The sequence below is a fragment of the Vibrio sonorensis genome, assembly GCF_001854765.1.
Classification (GTDB): Bacteria; Pseudomonadota; Gammaproteobacteria; order Enterobacterales; family Vibrionaceae; genus Vibrio; species Vibrio sonorensis.
In genome coordinates, this window is the sequence record NZ_LJJE01000036.1 from 123,469 (window position 1) to 142,046 (window position 18,578).

The 18,578-nt window shown below is 45.4% G+C and carries 14 protein-coding genes and 4 pseudogenes; 14 read left to right on the top strand and 4 right to left on the bottom strand.

Features of this window, described 5'->3' with window-relative positions:
* The first annotated feature begins 14 nt into the window (after positions 1-14).
* From BLO31_RS07305 to ribBA, 8 genes and pseudogenes are all read left to right on the top strand, one after another.
* The gene (locus BLO31_RS07305; RefSeq protein WP_070964006.1) at positions 15-1,025 is read left to right on the top strand and encodes a 4-hydroxythreonine-4-phosphate dehydrogenase PdxA; all 1,011 of its coding nucleotides are present in this window, start codon (positions 15-17) and stop codon (positions 1,023-1,025) included.
* 16 nt (positions 1,026-1,041) lie between these two features.
* Positions 1,042-2,043 (top strand): dihydroxyacetone kinase subunit DhaK, encoded by a 1,002-nt coding sequence (locus tag BLO31_RS07310; protein WP_070964009.1) that lies wholly within the window; start codon positions 1,042-1,044, stop codon positions 2,041-2,043.
* 2 nt (positions 2,044-2,045) lie between these two features.
* Entirely contained in the window at positions 2,046-2,678 is a 633-nt protein-coding gene (gene dhaL / locus BLO31_RS07315) for a dihydroxyacetone kinase subunit DhaL (RefSeq protein ID WP_070964011.1), read from the top strand.
* Positions 2,675-3,451, top strand: a complete 777-nt coding sequence (locus BLO31_RS07320) for a triose-phosphate isomerase (RefSeq protein ID WP_070964012.1) — start codon at positions 2,675-2,677, stop codon at positions 3,449-3,451. Before dhaL ends, BLO31_RS07320 begins: the two co-directional genes overlap by 4 nt.
* Positions 3,452-3,471: 20 nt before the next feature.
* Positions 3,472-4,368, top strand: a complete 897-nt coding sequence (locus tag BLO31_RS07325) for an AEC family transporter (RefSeq protein ID WP_245688415.1) — start codon at positions 3,472-3,474, stop codon at positions 4,366-4,368.
* Between the two features lie 12 nt (positions 4,369-4,380).
* Positions 4,381-5,064 (top strand): sugar phosphate isomerase/epimerase family protein, encoded by a 684-nt coding sequence (locus BLO31_RS07330; RefSeq protein WP_245688416.1) that lies wholly within the window; start codon positions 4,381-4,383, stop codon positions 5,062-5,064.
* 11 nt (positions 5,065-5,075) lie between these two features.
* Positions 5,076-5,219, top strand: a complete 144-nt coding sequence (locus BLO31_RS24320; RefSeq protein ID WP_245688417.1) for a hypothetical protein — start codon at positions 5,076-5,078, stop codon at positions 5,217-5,219.
* A gap of 9 nt (positions 5,220-5,228) precedes the next feature.
* Positions 5,229-6,346 (top strand): annotated as a pseudogene (ribBA, locus tag BLO31_RS07335) (bifunctional 3,4-dihydroxy-2-butanone-4-phosphate synthase/GTP cyclohydrolase II).
* A gap of 46 nt (positions 6,347-6,392) precedes the next feature.
* Here ribBA and BLO31_RS07340 read toward each other — a convergent pair.
* Positions 6,393-7,331, bottom strand: coding sequence for a helix-turn-helix domain-containing protein (locus BLO31_RS07340; protein ID WP_070964014.1), 939 nt, complete (start codon positions 7,329-7,331; stop codon positions 6,393-6,395).
* Between the two features lie 123 nt (positions 7,332-7,454).
* Here BLO31_RS07340 and BLO31_RS07345 point away from each other — a divergent pair, with 123 nt between their 5' ends.
* From BLO31_RS07345 to BLO31_RS07365, 5 genes and pseudogenes are all read left to right on the top strand, one after another.
* On the top strand, positions 7,455-7,853 hold the full coding sequence (locus BLO31_RS07345) for a rhodanese-like domain-containing protein (RefSeq protein ID WP_070964016.1): 399 nt from the start codon (positions 7,455-7,457) through the stop codon (positions 7,851-7,853).
* A gap of 30 nt (positions 7,854-7,883) precedes the next feature.
* Entirely contained in the window at positions 7,884-8,459 is a 576-nt protein-coding gene (locus BLO31_RS07350; protein ID WP_070964018.1) for a DJ-1/PfpI family protein, read from the top strand.
* 155 nt (positions 8,460-8,614) lie between these two features.
* Positions 8,615-9,342, top strand: a pseudogene (locus tag BLO31_RS07355) (sulfite exporter TauE/SafE family protein).
* 76 nt (positions 9,343-9,418) lie between these two features.
* A complete protein-coding gene (locus BLO31_RS07360) occupies positions 9,419-9,850 on the top strand; it encodes a YccF domain-containing protein (RefSeq protein ID WP_070964021.1) in 432 nt (143 codons plus the stop codon).
* 123 nt (positions 9,851-9,973) lie between these two features.
* Positions 9,974-12,091: a WD40 repeat domain-containing protein gene (locus BLO31_RS07365; protein ID WP_139158955.1), complete on the top strand. Its 2,118-nt coding sequence runs from the start codon at positions 9,974-9,976 to the stop codon at positions 12,089-12,091.
* A 30-nt stretch (positions 12,092-12,121) separates the two neighbouring features.
* Here BLO31_RS07365 and BLO31_RS07370 read toward each other — a convergent pair whose 3' ends face one another.
* The 3 genes and pseudogenes from BLO31_RS07370 to glgX form a co-directional block, all read right to left on the bottom strand.
* The gene (locus tag BLO31_RS07370) at positions 12,122-12,988 is read right to left on the bottom strand and encodes a glycerol kinase (protein WP_070964026.1); all 867 of its coding nucleotides are present in this window, start codon (positions 12,986-12,988) and stop codon (positions 12,122-12,124) included.
* Positions 12,989-13,124: 136 nt separating this feature from the next.
* A complete protein-coding gene (locus tag BLO31_RS07375; RefSeq protein WP_342668975.1) occupies positions 13,125-14,867 on the bottom strand; it encodes a diguanylate cyclase in 1,743 nt (580 codons plus the stop codon).
* 150 nt (positions 14,868-15,017) lie between these two features.
* Positions 15,018-16,978 (bottom strand): annotated as a pseudogene (gene glgX, locus BLO31_RS07380) (glycogen debranching protein GlgX).
* A gap of 419 nt (positions 16,979-17,397) precedes the next feature.
* On the opposite strand from glgX, the pseudogene lamB reads away from it, so the two are divergent.
* Positions 17,398-18,575 (top strand): annotated as a pseudogene (gene lamB, locus BLO31_RS07385) (maltoporin LamB).
* Positions 18,576-18,578 lie beyond the last annotated feature (3 nt).

An 18,578-nucleotide genomic window follows, 5' to 3' on the forward strand; every position in this document is an offset into this window, starting at 1 on the left:
CAAGGAACTGAACAATGACTAAACCCACTATTGCACTCGTATTAGGTGATCCATCCGGTATCGGTCCAGAAGTCGCAGTTAAAGTGTTAGCGGAGGAGGCTAATCGTCAACAAGCCAATATCTTGATCATTGCTGACGAAAATGAATTGCGAAAGGGGATGGATATTGCTCAAACCAGTTTTGAATACGATGTGGTTGAGCAATTTGAACAGGTCGTTTTTACTGATGGAAAACCTGTTTTACTGCAGTTTAAGAGTTCTCACTCTGATGGTATTGAATATGGTAAAGCAACTGCTCAAGGTGGTGTGTATGTGCTTGAGACGTTAAAAATTGCCGTTGATTTAACTTTGGCTCACAAAACTCACGGTATCTGTTTTGCGCCACTCAACAAACAGGCCATGCACATGGGCGGGCTAGAACACAGAGACGAACTGTCTTGGTTTGCCGAGTTAACCGATTTCCACGGATTTGGCTGTGAAGTCAATGTTGTGGACGATATTTGGGCTGGCCGTGTGACATCGCATATTCCATTTAAAGATGTGGTTGAAAACCTAACTGTCGATTCGGTTCTCGAAACCATAGAGTTGATGAACAACACACTTAAATCAGCAGGATTTGCACAGCCAAAAATTGCTGTACAAGCGCTCAACCCACATGGGGGCGAAGGCGGTTTATTTGGTGATGAAGAGATCACCGTGATCACCCCTGCGATTGAAAAGGCCAAGCAAAAAGGCATCCAAGCTTTTGGACCTTATCCGGGTGATACCACTATGTGGGCGGTTCAAAAAGAAGCGCTGAACTCTATTGTTTCCATGTATCACGACCAAGGTGCAACGGCACTAAAAATGATGGGCTTTGACCGCGGTGTGACTGTTCAGGGTGGTATTCCAATTCCTATTGCTACCGCAAACCACGGCAGTGCATTCGATATCTATGGGAAGAATATCGCCTCAACACCGGCAATGGAAAATGCTCTCAAATTGACGGTGAGAATGGCGACCAGCTATCAAAACAAGCATATCTAACTCAATGGTGAACCTTATGAGAAAGCCAAAAAAACTAATTAATGATCCAATGAAAGTCGCCGAGGAGCAATTTGAAGGATTGCTGGTGGCGATGAACGGAAAACTTGAAGGTCTATCAGGCATTACAGCAGCCATTCGCTCCGACTATCCAAAGGACAAAGTGGCGATAGTCACTGGTGGTGGCGCGGGTCACGAACCGCTTTTTGCCGGTTATGTGGGAAAAGGTTTAGCTGATGCAGCAGCCTTAGGCGATATCTTTGCCGCTCCCGCACCTAATGTCATTTTGCAAACCACGGAAGCGGTAGACGGCGGAAAAGGGGTGATCTACATCTACGGCAACTACGCAGGCGATAACATGAACTTCGATATTGCTGCCGAGTTGGCCGAAGATGATGATATTCGTACCCATACGGTTCGTGTTTGGGATGATGTCGCTTCAGCACCTTTAGATAAAATCCAAGAGCGTCGGGGTACCGCGGGTGATCTGTACGTTTTAAAAATTGCTGGTGCTGCTTCGGAGTTTTACGACGACTTTGACGACATTGTATCAGTCACGGAAAAAGCGCGAGACTACACGCGCTCAATAGGGGTCGCTCTATCGGCGGGCTCAGTTCCACAAACCAACACCTTTAACTTTGAACTGCCCGACGACGAAATGGAAATCGGGATGGGTCTGCATGGTGAGCCGGGCGTGTCTCGCGAAAAGATGATGTCAGCGGACGATGTGGTCGACCGATTGATAGAACAACTGTGTGAAGACCTGCCATACCAATCCGGTGATGAAGTCTGTTTGTTGGTCAATAATTTAGGTTCTTCGACATATATGGAGCTATTGATCGCCACTCGTAGAGCCCATAACAAACTGGCCGAAAAGGGAATCAAAGTTCACGACACCTTAGTTGGTAATTACTGTACCTCTCAAGAGATGTCGGGTTATTCCATCACTTTAATGAAGCTCGATGACGAGCTGAAAAAACTGTTTGACCTACCTTGTGAATCATTTGCTTTAAGGAAATAAACATGGATGCATTAGACGCAAAAAATATGATGGCTTATGTCGCTGATCAGATGGTTGCAAGTGAGCCAGTATTGACCAAATTTGATCAAACGATTGGAGATGGCGACCACGGCATTGGCATGGAACGAGGGTTTAAAGCTGTGGGTGAGCTTTTAAACAGCGATTATCACCCCGAAGACGTCAGTAAGCTTTTACTCAAGATTGGCTCAACCATGATGGCAACGATGGGAGGCGCATCCGGGGCAATTTTTGGCACGCTGTTTCGTTCTGGTGCAAAAGCCATCAAAGGCGCAACGGTGTTGGATACCGCAACTCTTCACGCTTTTTTAAAGGCGGGATTAGAAGGCGTTTATGAGCGCGGTGGAGCAAAGCCGGGTGACAAAACCATGATCGATGCGCTAGTGGCCGCAGTTGAGACCTCTGAACACTTAGTTGGCACATTGGAAGATAACTTGCCAATTATCGCGCAAGCTGCACTGCTGGGGGTTGAAGCCACCAAAGATATGATTGCAACGACAGGTAAGGCGAAAACCTTGGGCGAGCGCTCTTTAGGCCATCCAGACCCTGGCGCGATGTCGATGGCATTTATCCTTCAGTTTATGAGTGAGTTTGCGAATAAGCAGGTAGCAGCATGAAAAAAATCTGGGTAGGAACCAGTTGGAAAATGAACAAGGATGCTCAATCTGCAAAAGAGTGGGTGTCCTCTGTTTTACCGCATTTGCAGCTTTGCTCAGACGGGGTTCAACCTTTTGTGATTCCCCCATTTCCCTACCTTTCGCAAGTGTCACAACTGTTGAATCAACAACCTATAAAAGTAGGTGCGCAAAATATCTGCTGGCAAGACGAAGGGGCGTATACCGGAGAGGTATCCCCTCTTATGGTGAAAGATTGTGGGGGCAGTATTGTCGAAATCGGGCATTCGGAGCGTCGAGCCCAGTTTGGCGAAACGGATCATACCGTAAACCTCAAGGTATTGGCCGCTCTGCGCAACGATCTAACGCCATTGGTGTGCGTTGGTGATAGCAAAGAAGAGAAGGCGTGGGGCGTGTCGATTGAGTCTGTTGTTCGTCAGGTAATCATCGCTTTATATCAGGTGCCATCTCATCGATTAACTGAGGTACTGATTGCTTATGAGCCCATTTGGGCAATTGGTGAACATGGGGTGCCTGCTACTAAAGAAGAGGCGCAACAAGTGCACCAAGCGATTCGTCAAGCTATACAAGAACGCTATGGTGAAGCGACGGCGGATCAAATGGTGCTGCTCTACGGCGGAAGTGTCAATCTCAGCAACGCGTCTTCGCTGTTGGACCAAAAAGATATTGATGGAGTTTTTGTCGGACGTACGGCTTGGCAAGCGGAAGGTTATGCCGAGCTGCTCAACATTGCCAATGCAAAAGTGAAAGGCTAAATGTGGAGCAGTTAAAGCTAATGAGCTGGATACTACTCGGTTTTGGATGCGCTAAATGGCTGTCATACATAACCAAACCGAGAGTGGATAAGGTGAGAGCCTTTGCCTTTAGCTATTTAACTCCATGCTTGTTTTTTACATCGGTTTATCAAGCCGATTTGGCAGATTTACCTTCGCTAGGGCTGTTTGCCTCTTATGGATCATGCCTGTGCGGACTATTTATTTTTATTAGGCTTTGGCTGACGAAAAACGGCAACCACTCGGTGTCAGCCTCGAATATCAAAGCGGTGGCGGCTCTCTATCCCAATGCGGTAGGAGTGGGTGTACCTCTGGTCTTTGCCTTGTATGGTCCGTCAGCAGAACTGATCTTAACTGGGGTAGTGGTGTTCAACCTTTTGGTGGTTCTGCCAGTAATTAATGTATTAATGATTTTTTCCGGAGAGCAGGGGTTTTACAGTTATCGCAAGGTACTGACAGATCCTATTTTACTAGCAATAGTAACGGGCTTGGGGTTCAACTTGTGGGGTGTTGAGTTAGCTCCAGTCTTAATTGAAGATCTCACCAATATTGGTTTGATTGCTCTTCCGGTTATTTTATTCATCTTGGGGGCGGGTCTGAGCTTTTACTCATTGACCCAACTCCTCAACGAAAAAATTGGCCTATTGCTGACAGTAAAAATGGTGGTTTTTCCATTATTGACTTGGTTAAGTGCGCGCTATCTTTTCAATCTTTCGACCCTAGAAACGCAAGTGTTGGTTTTAGTCACCAGCTTGCCGACAGGGGTTAACGTTTATCTACTATCAGAACGTTATCAGGTTGGAAAAGAAGCGACGGCCAGTGTCATATTGTTTACTACTATTTTCTCACTTTTCACCTTGTTCGGGTGGGAAATGCTGTTAAGACATTGGGTTGCTTAGAGGATGGAAGCGATGAGCATATTGCAAAGACTCGCGATTAACACTGCGATCTTCGATGGACATGATTTAAAAACGTCGTTAAAAACCATTAAAGGTTTAGGTGTAGATAACGTCGAGTTCGCGTTTAATCAAGGCTATGTGGGTACCCTAGACAGTGACATGTTTTCAGAAACCCATGCACAATATTTACTCTCTTTATTAGAAAAAGAATCTCTCTCTACGAATGCGCTTGGTTGTACTATGAATCTGGCTGCGCCAACGGCTGTCAAAGACTTTATGATGCGCATAGATTTTGCGGCTCTACTGGGAGTGACTTATCTAAACACTTGTACAGGGCCGATTGCAGACCGTCATATCATAGTTAATAACTTGAAAGTATTGACGGAGTATGCAGAGGAAAAAGGGTGTGTGATCTGCATTGAAAACGGCGGTGATCACAACTTTAATGCTTTCGCTAGTGCCCACGATGGAGTACGTATCTTGTCTGAAGTTGAGAGTTCGGTATTAGCACTTAATTTCGACCCCGGTAACTCAGTGTCGCTAGCGCCCAACCTCAGTCCGGGCGAAGAGGCGCAGATTGCTTTGCCATTTTGTCGTCACTTCCATATCAAGGATGTTCAAGTCCACGATGATAGGTTTACCTTTCCCCCATTAGGCAAGGGATTATCAACTACCAACCTATTATTCAATCTCTAGCGGCTCGCCAGTTGCCATTTAGCATTGAAAAACCGCTGCGTATGTATCGCCGCAAAGACTCTTTCCCTATTCGAGGTCGATCGCCCGAAAGCATGGAAAACATTGTTAAAGCGTTAAAGCAGAGTATTCAGTACTTAATTGTTAAGTCCCAATAGGTAAAGCAGATGTCAATCAGTTCGATAGAAGAAATAATCAAAGATTACCGCGAAGGTAAAATGGTCATCTTGATGGATGATGAAGACAGGGAAAACGAAGGGGATATCATGATGGCTGCACAATATGTGACAGCAGAAGATATCAACTTTATGGCGACTCATGCCGTGGACTTATCTGTTTAACGTTAACAAGGCAGCGCTGCCAACAGTTAAATCTTGTGCCGATGGTGTCTAATCCGACAGAACCGTGGGCGACTGCATTTACGGTTTCGATTGAGGCGGCAAAAGGTGTGACTACCGGGATCTCCGTTGAAGATCGTGCAGTGACCGTCCAAGCGGCAGTTGCGGATAATGCTCAGGCAAGTGATCTCGTTCAACCGGGACATATTTTTCCTTTAGCAGCCAAAGAGGGCGGAGTATTGGTTCGCGCTGGGCATACTGAAGCGGGTTGTGATTTGGCTAAGCTGGCAGGTGTTGTGCCTGCTTCTGTGATTGTCGAGATCCTTAATCCGGACGGCAGTATGGCGCGCAGACCCGATCTCGAAGTGTTTGCACAGCAACACGGTATTAAGCTAGGGACCATCGCGGATTTGATTGAGTATCGAAATCAAACAGAAACCACTATAGAACGTATCGCTCAATGTACTTTGCCTACCGAATATGGCGAGTTTTCTATGGTGACTTATCAAGATACCGTGGATAAGCAGTTGCACTATGCCTTGTGTCGCGGCGAAATCGATAGCGAGCGTGCGACTAATGTCCGAGTCCATTTGCAAGACACGTTCAATGATCTTCTCCATGCTCAACGAGATAAGCCTTCTTCTTGGTCGTTAGACAATGCTATGGCGAGAATTGGTCGTGATGGAGGCGTGTTGGTGATACTGGCTAATCAGCAATCTTCAGAGAGCACAATTGCAAAAGTGACGCGTTACCAAGCAGAGGATCAGGGAGAAGTGGTCGAAATAAAGAAAAAAGACCAAACTTCACGACAAATTGGCGTAGGTTCGCAGATTTTAGCGGATTTAGGCGTGACTAAAATGAACCTCTTGTCTAGCGCCGATAAAAGATATCACGCGTTGTCAGGCTTTGGTTTAGAGGTGGTGGGGTATATCGAAAGTAATGGTTAACCCCTTATAAAAATCACAAACGCCAAAACAGAAAGGTTTTGCGTTTTTATTTGGAGAAAAATTGGGTTTGATATTGCGTGGGAGAAACGCCAACCAAACGGCGGAAGTGGTGCCTCATAGTCACGGCATTGTCAAAGCCTGAGCGCTCAGCCAGCTGGTCCATAGACAGATTTTTGCTTTCTAGTAGCCCTTTAGCTCGGTTGATACGTTGCCTTATCAGCCAGTCTTTGGGAGATAAATCAAAACTAGCGCGAAACTTGCGGTCAAACGTTCTTCTCGACATATTGGCTTTTTGGGCGAGGGTATCAATAGCAATGGCTTTATCTAGATTTTCTTGCGCCCATTCTACGGCATAGGAAAACTGATTTGGCACGCAAAGCATTGGGCTATCTACAAACTGAGATTGGCCGCCATCTCGATGAGCTGAAACGACGAGTCGTTTAGCGACTTGGTTGGCAACCTCATAGCCATAATCCGCGCGAACCACGGCTAACCCTAGATCCAGTGCCGCTGCACTACCCGCTGAACACCCAATCTGTCCGTCAAACACGTAAAGCACATTGGAGCAGTATGAGATATCTGGGAATTTGGATCTAAATGCGGATTCGTAGCGCCAGTGCGTTGTCGCTTGCCGCTGATGCAAAATACCGAGTTCAGCCAAAAGGAATGCGCCAGAACAGAAGGATAAAATTCGTTTTCCAGCGCAGTGAAACTTAGAGATCTCTTGTCGAATGCCGTCAGGTATGGCAATACCTTCCACGGGCCAACTTGGGATCACAAGTATGTCGTAAGACTCCAGCGAGGTGGTATGTTGGGTCAGCAAACCTATGTTAGCAGTGGTAGTAAATGCTTTGTTTTCTAGGTTGATAACATCGGCGTCATACCAAGATTCAAATTCTGGTCTTGGTAAAGCAAATACCTCGACAGCGCAACTCAGTTCAAACAGTGACACTTGGCTATGGGCCAAAATCGCAACTCGAATCACATTTAGTCTCTCTTCTGCTTAACTTGGCTCATTATTAACGAAGTGTGTCTTTTAAGCCAGTTTTGCCTATCGGTTTTTTGCGGAAAAATGGCGGTTACACGTTTAAAGATAAGGAGAGTTATCGTGTCTAGCGCAGTATCAAGAGTAGCAGCAGCCCCGTCATCACTGGCTTTAGCCCACTTCGAAAAATTGCTGGCGTTCGAAACCGACTGCTGGGACGTTCACCACGCGACAACTAATGGTTTAAAAGATTTTGTTTTGGTGGACGTTAGAGGTGAAGAGCTATACCAGCAAGGCCATATCCAAGGCTCGATCAACATTCCCCATACAAGGTTGAATGAACGTAACTTATCCCACTTCCCAATGGATACCTTGTTTGTTGTCTATTGTGCAGGACCGCATTGCAACGGCACGGAAAAAGCCGCAATACGTCTAGCTAAACTCGGCCGACCAGTAAAGAAAATGATAGGCGGCGTTACGGGTTGGATAGACGAAGGCTTTACCCTAAATTCCGGTGAATAATGGGTATAGTTCCAAAAAGGGAGGAGAATTGTGAAGATTGGAATTTTTATCTATCCAGAAGCTGAAGTACTCGATTTCGCTGGTCCTTTTGAAGTGCTAAGCACGGCTAAAAGAGTTGGAGATAAACCTTGGCAGGTGTTTTTGATTGCAAAGGACAAAAACGCAGTCAAGGTTCGTGGAGGGATGCAGGTTCTACCCGACTACAGTATTCACAATCATCCCGAGATGGATATTTTGATCCTTGTTGGTGGGGACCACACAAACGCTTACAAAGACTTGGCAACGCTAACTTGGATACAAGAACAAAGTACCAAGGTGAACCAAATAACAAGTGTATGCACTGGCGTGTTTTTCTTAGCGGAGTCGGGAATCTTAAACGGTGCCCGAGTGACAACGCATTGGGAAGACATTGCCGAATTAAAGGAAAGCTATCCAGAGCTTGACGTTGTAGGAGATGTGCGTTGGGTAGAACACTCGCCATTTGTGACTTCCGGAGGTATATCGGCGGGCATTGATATGAGCCTTTTTCTGGTGTCCAAGCTGGCGGATAAATCCTTGGCGGAAAAAACGGCAAGACAAATGGAATATCCTTGTCCACCTTTGTAAGTGATTAAAATACGGCTAGCACGCACCCGTTGCGTGCTTATAATCTATTGATATAAAGAGTAATTAATCCTCCCTTTATAAGTCCATTCCGCTATGATTAGGCCTTCTCGCTTTGTAGCGACAATTTCACTGCACTATATCACTAAGGGGATGTCATGTTTGCAGAGTGGTACTCTACGCAAGGGCTGATTGCTGTAGTTTTGATTTTTATTGGTTCTTATGTTCAGTCTTCTATTGGTTTTGGTCTCGCTATTGTTTCAGCACCTCTGCTGTTTATGGTTTCTCCCATCTATGTACCAGCTCCCATTTGCTTAGTCGCACTGTTTATATCGGTGTTAAACGCGCTAAAACACGAGATAGTGTGTCGATTGGCGGCCTTAAAATGGCCCTGATTGGTCGCATTCCCGGTTCTGTTGCTGGTGGCGCCTTATTGGTGATGGTGTCAACGCAGGCATTGTCACTTTGGCTTGGTTTATTGGTTCTGTTTGCCGTATTGGTGAGCATCTTGCCTTTCAGAATTGAGCCAACTCCAGTTCGTATGGGGATGGCGGGCTTTTTCTCTGGTCTGTTTGGAACCAGTAGCTCAATTGGTGGCCCTCCCATGGCGCTATTACTGCAACATCAAGAAGCAAATCAGCTCAGAGGTAATCTGTCCGCCTTTTTTGTGTTTAGCTCTATCATTTCACTTGTGATCCAAATTCCAGCGGGATTCTTTACCCTGCATCACTTATGGGTGACTTTGCCTTTGCTTCCTGCGTCTTGGTTTGGCTACAAGTTAGCTATGTTAACCACCCATGCTCTGCCGAAAGAGAAAATCCGTTTAGGTGCCTTGATTCTATGCTCGTTAAGTGGAGCGACCGCCGTCTGGCAGGCACTGGCATAATTCGTTCATATTGAGTTAATCGCTGTGACATATACTAAAACTACAGCGAATAGGGTTAACCGCAATAGGAGTTACAATGAGAACCTTAGGAAACATTATTTGGTTTCTGTTTGGTGGTGTGTTTATGGGGCTGATGTGGTGGCTTTTTGGGCTATTGGCCTTTGTCAGCATTATTGGTATTCCGTGGGGACGCGCGTGTTTCGTTATGGGGAATTTTTCTTTTTTTCCATTTGGCGATGAAGTGATCAGCCGCGACGAACTTACGGGAAACAGTGATATAGGGACAGGGCCACTCGGCTTCATTGGCAACATTATCTGGTTTGTTTTGGCAGGGGTTTGGCTTGCAATCGGTCATATTCTTTCTGCGGTGGCCTGTTTTGTTACCATCATAGGTATTCCCTTCGCACTACAACACCTGAAGTTAGCTTACATCTCGTTAGCACCGATTGGTAAAACGGTAGTGCCTAAAGAGCAAGCTGCGGCCGCGAGATACTCTCTTAACAAGTAGTGGTTACAGAAGCTAACAAACACCGCATTCTTGCGGTGTTTTTCTTTTAATAACAAGCTTCTTTGCACCTAGCTCTCTACTCGGCTAGAGTAAAATTAGGATTCGATAAACGCCGAGTAGAAAATGGACAAGCCGACACCAATGCAGCGTATTTTAGGTCGCCATTCTCGAAGCGCCTTGTTTTTGCTGACAGCATTTCTAGTCGGAAGTGCTGTGACGACTTACTGGCATTACTTGAGTTCGAATCAGAAAGCGCTTATTAACCAACAGGTAAAATCGGCTGTCTTAGCGATGAAGAGTGGCGATTATGCCGAAGGTGCGCTGCAAGTTGCTGGGTTAGATCTTTCCAGTGAGCCAGAACTGGCACGGTTTGCCGACTATTGGCGTCCTAGGTTGTACAAAGCAAATGATTTGGTTGATGCCCTAGAGGTTCACTCGGTGTACCTTTTAGGGGAGAATCTTTTCTACGTCGACAGTGGCAATCAACGGCATCAATTACTCAACGCTAAGCTGCAAAGTTATGCTCACGATGGCTTGGGAAATCAGTTATACCTGCTTTATCAATTGCCCAGTGGGTGGCAAGTCGATATTCACCTACGCGATGACTTCACGCTTGTTGCTTCTCATAAGCTCAATCAACTGTTGGATATCGAGCAAAGCTTTTTAACTTTTGAAGAGTCTGACAAAGTGTATCTGCTTGCTTATCAACGCGACGAAAACGCCGTTGAACCCGTTGAGTCGATATGGCGTATTAATAAAAATGGCCTTTCTCCTGTGCTAAGTTCGCCAGAAAAACCAGCGTTTTTCCCTTCGGAATCTTGCGATACGCTCTTGATTGAAGCAGAGAATCAAATGCAGTTATACGAGCTGACCACGGACCTATACATTGACCGAAAACCCTACTCTTTCGATAGGTTAGATGAAGAAAATCTTCCAGATAAAGACGCGTTATTGGCGATGTTACGAAGACAATTGGAACGCCAAGATGTGATATTGCTGAGAGATGACGAAGGCTTCACTATGTATGGCCCGAGTGGCGATTTTATCGAACGGTGGTATCAAGTAAACATCACCGAGTGGTGTGGTAGTGCACAACCGATAGTTGAAGTGGAACTGCCGCAGGTAAGATTGGCTGAATTTGAGTGGCAATTGTCCCAACTTAGCCCCCCTGATTTAACGAATCTACAGTTGTTAGATTATCCAGAGCGCATTAAGTGGGCAGAAAAACAGAGCTGGATGATAGATAGCAATGATGACACAAGGCGGCGGGAGTTGATCGAAGCCTTATTGGTCGACCAAGATACGCCTGCCGCTCTGATGCTGACTTCAACTCCGTTTAGCGACTTTATGGTCAGTGGGAATACGATTCTCGTTTATGGAAGTAGCCCTGACGATTACGACAGTGAGTTTGCATACTGCTTGTTAGCGCGTGACACATACCAATTGAAGCTATGCCGTTTAATGGATGTTTATCCGGGGAATATTGATGCTCAAGCATTTTCATCTGATGGAAAAATGTTACTGCGGCTGTATGCCGATGCCACAGGGAGCAAAATGGCCTTGATGTCGGTGGATGACCTAAAAACCATAAGTCGAGTTGCCCAGCCAAACGTCTATATCGATAGTGAAGCGAACATTGCCTTTAGCGCTAACAACCGATGGGTAGCAATGTTTGATGACGAGCAAGTGGTCGTGTATTGGTTAGACAAGGCTCAGTTGAACGAACATTCCAGTCACAAAGTGGATCTCTATCAAGCGATGTTTGATGATGAGTTTCCGGTGGGAGGTACCTATCTTTCGGCAAAACAGTTCAAACGATTAATCGTGACGAGCAGTGACCAACTGGTTTATCGCGAGCTTTCCAACAAAGTAAAAATGCGCGATCTAAACTCGGGGCTGACAGTATGGGAACTGCAACTGAGTCAATCTGAGTTTTCTGGCTATCATGCCTCTATGTTGGCCAGTGAGCAGTTCAACCTGTTAGCGCTGTTTACTCAGGAGGGAGTCCAAATCGTTCAATTGAGCACTGGCTATCCACTTAGCCCTTTTATTTACTTTATGGATTTGGAAAAATCTGGTGAAAGTATCGACTTTAACGTGGCGCTAAGTGCTCGTTTCTCGAAAGCTGGTGAGTTGATTTTGCAACGAGGCCAGAGGGTTTACACCTTACCGCAACCTGTTAAGAGTGAGCCTAGCAATCGCACTGAAATGAAGTCATATATCTCGTTTACTTTGCAGTGAACCGATTCAATAACTGTGAGTAGCCAAGGTTCAGTACGCTTTTAATCCAAAGGCTCTGAGTCGAGGAGGGAGTACATCGTCAAGTTGGTTTATCTCCTCTGGTGTAATTTCAATAAGTCGAAACTCGTGTTGGAGGTAGTGTTGGCGAATCTCTTCTCTTTCGCGCTCTGTTATGGCTCCAGTATCGCTGCCCCAAAACTGAAGGTACACGCGACCTTGTGGCAGATAAAAATCTGAAATCACGTCTTCCTCAATGGGAAGTTGTCGATCGTAAGCGTGAACGATGCCGTTCATATACAGCCAGTTATCTATAAGTAGCTCTCCGGTAGAACGCACATAGTGTCCGTCTAAGGTCCGGTGTTTGGCTTCGAACTTTTGGCGAAAGTGACTATAGGATTTATCGGTACTTTGCGTGCTCGCATCCTGCCCGCGAAATTCGACGATGGTTTGTTTGAGCCTCTTGTTTCGAGAAATGGAGTCGTGCCAAACGACAAAGTACTGGCCAGACTCTTTATCTTCTCTTTGGTAAGCACCCATAGTGATCCCAGACTCGGTAGGATGCCATCCATCTTCTTTGCGTGCGATCCACCCCAACTCACTAAGCAGTTGGTTAATTTTTTTCGCAGGAAGATCGTACCGTTGGCCTAGTGCAGTAGCGGACAGTGTTTTACCGCTGGTGGCAGTGGTGTCGATAAGCAAGTTTTCAGGCCAGACGATAAAGCGGCCAAATTTAGGATGCTCTGCATAGTCACCACCAAAGCGTCGGCCCAACTCAGTGAGAACCCAAGTGTCTTCGTCTCTGTTGATATAGCCCGCTTTTTTAAGATCTGAAAAAAGCGCCTTTGCTTCAACGTCTCTTAACTTAGCGAGTGCTGTAGTGGAGAGTTTGTCTGCCATGCACCTGATACCCTAAATAGCCATCGGATAGAGCTTCCATTGTCGATGGCTTGTTCATATTAATCAAGGAGTAAGCCAAGCCTCGACTTGGCTCTGTCGCTAAGATCACAAAGGGGTGGCTAGAAAGTATTGAGCACTACTTGATTACGCCCAAGTCCTTTTGCTTGATATAGGCTTTATCTGCGCGCCCGACAGTGGAGTTTTGGTTTTCCTTCACATTGGTGACGCCAACACTAATAGAGAAGTTAACCATTTGGTCATCGGCACACATAGTCGCCTTTTCGATCAACTGGCGTAAGATTTCGCATTGATCAAATGCGTCTTGCTCGTCGTTGGCATGGAACAGGATGCAAAACTCTTCTCCGCCAAACCTTGCCAAACTAATGGCAGAAGGTTTTGGAAAGCATTTGTGCATTACATCGGCTGTGTGCAGGATAACTGCATCGCCAAACTGATGGCCGTACGTATCGTTGATGCGCTTAAAGTGGTCAATGTCGATAATCGCTAGGTAGGTGTTCTCGCGCTCAGTATGTTGTTCAATAGCGGCGCGAAGTGTCATTTTGTTATCCAACTGGGTCATCACATCTTTACTGATCAACTTTTTATTGAGCAGTAAGTTGGAGAGCGAAACTTGAGAATAGTCGCGAATAATACGCAATAGGCTACGGTAAGTGGGAAATAGCGCTTTCATGTAAATAACACCAATAAGTCCACTTTTATCAAACAGTGGAATGGCGTAATGACGACCGTCTACTTTTAGCTTCTTGGCTAAAGGATCAGCGTACTTTTTTTCGATAAAACTAATGGTATCAGCAGTAAAACAACTGGCCAGTTTTTCATCGGTGAGTACGATGTTTTGATTACCGTGGTAATCAAGAGTACTGAAATGACCAAAGTCTTTATCGTAGAGGCAAAATTGCACACCACCGTGATAGCAAAATCTATCCATAATAAGGCGTAGCTGCTGTTTGAAATCTGTTGTACCAGAAGCCATATTTAGCTTAGCTAACGCGTGATTTAACTGGATGGTGAGGTAGTTAACCGCAACGGCTAGTAGCAATAAAGAGGCAATTACGACAGCGGAGAGTGAAAGCTGATAAGAAGTCGCGAGTATGTCGGCTCGGTCAGTACCAGAAATGTAAACCCAGTTATAGGGATTTTCGGCATCAAACACTGAGATTTTGTAATTGGATTGGTAATAGTATTCATGAGTACCAAACCCTTGTTTGTTGTTGACCAGTTCGTCTATACCGCCGTGGTAGCTTACCGAAAGTGAGCCAATTCGTTTTAAATCAGGATGGAAGATCAAACGCCCAGTGGTGCGATCAACTACATAGACATAACCTTGTTTAAGGGTGGTTAGGCCTGAAAGCCCTTCTGTTGCCGCAATCAGGTCGAATTCTATCCAAACTTCCTCATCGCGATTGAACTGATAGCGAACGGCGACTGCCCACGCCCCTGAATAGGACGGATAGACGGAAGAGACAAAAACATGACCATCAAAGTTATCCAAAGGCTTCCAAACCATGTTTGCAATCTTATTGGGGTCAATGTGCCCTTTGGCGGCGGAATAAAAGTAATCTGAAGATTGATTGACATAGAGAACGTCGGCCAAATTTTCCGAGTGTTTTAAGATCTGTTGCGCTGAAGACTCGAAGTGCTCGATATCCTCGCTTTCACTTAGGAGATACAGCTTACTTACTGCAGCTTCTACTTGAGCTGAAACCAGTTTTGACGCCGTAGAAAGGTTTGCAAAAGACTGTTGATAGGCGCGTTTTTCTGATTCGTTAAACTGCTGATAGGCAAGGTAAAGCATGCCTACCGACAGTAGTATGATATACGGTTTTAACGTCCGTATTAAGAGTTTAGGAAGTGCCATTTTTGTGCCAACTATATGAATAGTTATTTTTATTTTGGCACGTATAGTAAACTGGTTTTTCAATCACATCAATGCATATCTGTCTATGTTTATTTTATAAAACGATTAATAAATGTGCATTATGTCACTAATGTGTACTGATTTGTGAACTCAATCATTCGCCTGAAAGTGGAAGATTGCCATAGAAGCCGGCGCCAATAACACTTCTTTTTGGTCGATACTTTGGTGTAATTCATGGTTGTCGGTGTTGCAGATCATCACCCAGTTTTGCTCGTTTTCTTTTGGCATGGTAAAACGCGCAGGCGCATCGGTTTGGTTGATACAGTAAAAGAGTTCTTGGCCGTGTTCGCCAATACCCAGATGTAACGCGACGGAACTTAATTGGTTCCAATCGTCGTGCTCCATAATATTCCCGTCGATACGTCGCCAGAAAATGCGGTTATGGTTACGGGACTGGCCGCTAAAAGCGCGAATGAAAGGACCATAAACTGATTGCGAGCTTGGATCATTTCAGAAAGCCAATCGGCAAAGGCCGTCTTGCGATCGGAAAGCTCCCAGTTTAGCCAACTTATATCGTTGTCTTGGCAGTAAGCGTTGTTGTTTCCTTTTTGTGTGTGAGAAAGAACGTCAGCCGTCAAAATATGCGGGATGCCAAATGAGAAAAGCAACGAAGCCATAAAGTTGCGTTTCTGCTTTTCGCGCTTAGCAGTAATGGTGTTCGATTCGGTTTCGCCTTCAACGCCATAGTTATCTGAACGATTATCACCGTGACCGTCGCGGTTTTGCTCTCCATTTGCCTCGTTGTGCTTATGCTTATATGACACTAGGTCTTGCATGCAAAAGCCATCGTGGTAAGTGATATAATTGACTGTCATTCGATAAGGCCAATTAGCAGCGCTATAGAGATCTCTAGAGCCCATCAATCGAGTGGCGAACTCCTTCAAATAACCTCTGTCGCCTCGCCAAAAGCTACGGGTGATGTCTCTCAGTCTGTCGTTGCATTCGTTCCAGCCAAACGGAAAACTACCGACTTGATAGCCGTTAGGGCCTATGTCCCACGGTTCTGCAATTAATTTAACCTGTTTTAGTACTGGGTCTTGTGCAACCGCTTTGAAAAAAGCACCGCCAGCATTAAAGTGATCCCCTTCGCGGCCAAGTGTTGCGGCTAAATCAAACCGGAATCCGTCGATTCGATATTCACTTACCCAGTGCCTTAGCGTATCCATCACTAGGTTTAGTGAAGCTTGATGGGAAAGGTCTAGCGTATTACCACATCCGGTATAATTGGCAAAATGACTGCCGTGGGTTAAATAATAGTGATTGTCTAAGGCCTTTAAGTTAAATACTGGTCCATCTTGTCCGCCCTCCGCAGTGTGGTTGTACACCACGTCCAAAATCACTTCGATACCATTGCGGTGCAGTTCGCGAATGGCCGTTTTTAATTCGGTACATGCGTCGTTTGCGGCATACCTTGGATCGGGAGCCATAAACAGGTAAGGGTTGTAACCCCAGTAATTGACCTTATTCATATTGAGTAGGTGTGGCTCGTGCATACAAGCTGCAATTGGGAGTAGCTGCAGGGTATTAATCCCTTGCTTGCGATAAAACGCCAGCATGGCATCACTCACAAGGCCAGAGTATGCACCACGCTGGGCTTCTGGTACTTCAGGGTTGAGTTTACTCACCCCTTTCACATGAGTTTCAAACAGGATCATTTCGTCGCGTGGACGATTGGGTGCAGCGATCCCTTGCCAGTCAAAAGTGTCTTCACAAACGATGCATTTAGGCAGCCTAAAACTCTTACTGCTGCTAAAAGGCGTGTTGTATTTCAGTGCACTTTCTAAAGCTTTGGCATAGGGGTCTGAGATCAGATGTGGTTTCCCCTGAACTTGTACCACGTAACCATATCTTTGTCCCGGCTTGACACCGTGGATATAAACATGACGAATACCCGCGTACTCATTATCTAAGGTATGCGTAACAAACTCACCGTTTTCTTCGAAAAGAGCGAGTTGTATATCTGGGCAATCAGGTGCGTGAATAGCAAAGTTACAACCGGAATTATCCGTTGTCGCACCTAAAGGGTATGGGCGTGAACACTGCACTGTCATTATCTATTGTGATTCTTTAATTCGTTAAACCTTAAGTAAAAAACTTTGTTCCGTATAGGTCAAGGGCAACATAAAATGTAATTTATTTTCAGTTTAGCTTGTGTTTCTAAGGAAAGAGTGAGCTATTTGGCATTCTGCACTATAAATCGTGAAGCTTTGGTGACGTCTACACCTTATATATGTGATTTAAATCGAATTTTATACCTGTCTGGTACGAACTCCTCCCTTGTCATCCCCCTGAAATAAAGTTGTGGTGGAGGAAGTCAGCCCTTCTACTCTTGTTTAGTCTTCTGTCAGTTGAAACAAAAGGGCGATGGGGAAACCCATCCCTTCTTACCTCTCTTTCTGAATATACGGTTGTCTGCCTTACGGAATAGCCAGAAAGAGATGAAAAGAATAAAAATGACATGGAGTTTACAATGAAAAAAGTATCAATTATTGCTGCCGCAGTGGCTGCTACATTGGGTGCAGGCTCAGTGTTCGCAGTAGATTTTAACGGCTACATGCGTGCTGGCACCGGAATTAGCGGAAATGGCGAAGGTGATTTGTCATTTAATAAGCGTGGTATCGGGCGTTTAGGTAACGAGAATGACAACTACTATGAGTTCGGTTTAGCAGAAGACTTGGCTACTGGTGAACAAACTTGGCGAATAGAATCTATGATTGCTCAAGGCAATGATGGTTCAGTTGGTTGGGAAGATGGTGACTTTAACGTCGCACAGTTTGCTGTTAAAGCAAAAGGTCTGATCGCTTCTGATCCGGATGCCGTACTTTGGGCTGGTAAAACGTATTATCAACGCAAAGATATTCATATTACCGATTTTTACTACCTCAACACTTCTGGTACTGGCGGTGGTATAGAAAACCTTTCTATAGGCGCTCAAAAGCTTTCACTGGCGATCATTCAAGACGGTGAAGACGACAACGGTAGTGGCTATATCTTTGACGCTCGATTAGCGAACATTGGTTTATGGCAGGACGCTTCTTTGGAATTGGCGGCTGCTTACAACTTCTCTACGGAGAAAGATGAAAAGACTATCGAAGGTGATGATGGTCTTCTAGCCACAGCAATAGTTCATCAGGGAATGAGTAATGGTTTTAACCAGACAATCTTCCAGTTTGGTACTAATGGCTATGGTGTGCAAGCGGCGAACTTGTGGGGAGCTGGTACATACTATGATCGATCCGGTGACCACAATGATGCCTCTGGATTTCGCATTATTAACTGGGGTGTGATGAACCTTGGTGATAATTGGGAACTGGGACACCAGTTAGCTACTTAGATGGGTCTGATATTGGAACAGCAAAAGACAGCATCGATCAGTTTTCTATTGTTGTTCGACCTATGTACAAGTGGGACAAAACTAAGAAAACTATTTTTGAAGCTGGTTATAACACGGGGACGGGAACTGGTAACTCTGACTTCGAAAGCCATAAGTTCACTGTAGCACAAGCGTGGTCTATGGGGGATAGCTTCTGGGCTCGCCCAGAAATTAGAGTCTATGGGAGCTACATTACTGACGGAGAAGGTACAACTTTTGGTGAAAAAGGCGACTCAGAGTTTGTTCTAGGTATCCAAGCCGAAGCTTGGTGGTGATCG

Bases quoted from the DNA above. Each gene is read 5' to 3' on its own strand.
- BLO31_RS07325 (WP_245688415.1), top strand. From the start codon at position 3,472: ATGAGCTGGATACTACTCGGTTTTGGATGCGCTAAATGGCTGTCATAC.
- BLO31_RS07365 (WP_139158955.1), top strand. From the start codon at position 9,974: ATGGACAAGCCGACACCAATGCAGCGTATTTTAGGTCGCCATTCTCGA.
- BLO31_RS07360 (WP_070964021.1), top strand. From the start codon at position 9,419: ATGAGAACCTTAGGAAACATTATTTGGTTTCTGTTTGGTGGTGTGTTT.
- dhaL (WP_070964011.1), top strand. From the start codon at position 2,046: ATGGATGCATTAGACGCAAAAAATATGATGGCTTATGTCGCTGATCAG.
- BLO31_RS07310 (WP_070964009.1), top strand. From the start codon at position 1,042: ATGAGAAAGCCAAAAAAACTAATTAATGATCCAATGAAAGTCGCCGAG.
- BLO31_RS07370 (WP_070964026.1), bottom strand. From the start codon at position 12,988: ATGGCAGACAAACTCTCCACTACAGCACTCGCTAAGTTAAGAGACGTT.
- BLO31_RS07305 (WP_070964006.1), top strand. From the start codon at position 15: ATGACTAAACCCACTATTGCACTCGTATTAGGTGATCCATCCGGTATC.
- BLO31_RS07375 (WP_342668975.1), bottom strand. From the start codon at position 14,867: ATGGCACTTCCTAAACTCTTAATACGGACGTTAAAACCGTATATCATA.
- BLO31_RS07330 (WP_245688416.1), top strand. From the start codon at position 4,381: ATGAGCATATTGCAAAGACTCGCGATTAACACTGCGATCTTCGATGGA.
- BLO31_RS07320 (WP_070964012.1), top strand. From the start codon at position 2,675: ATGAAAAAAATCTGGGTAGGAACCAGTTGGAAAATGAACAAGGATGCT.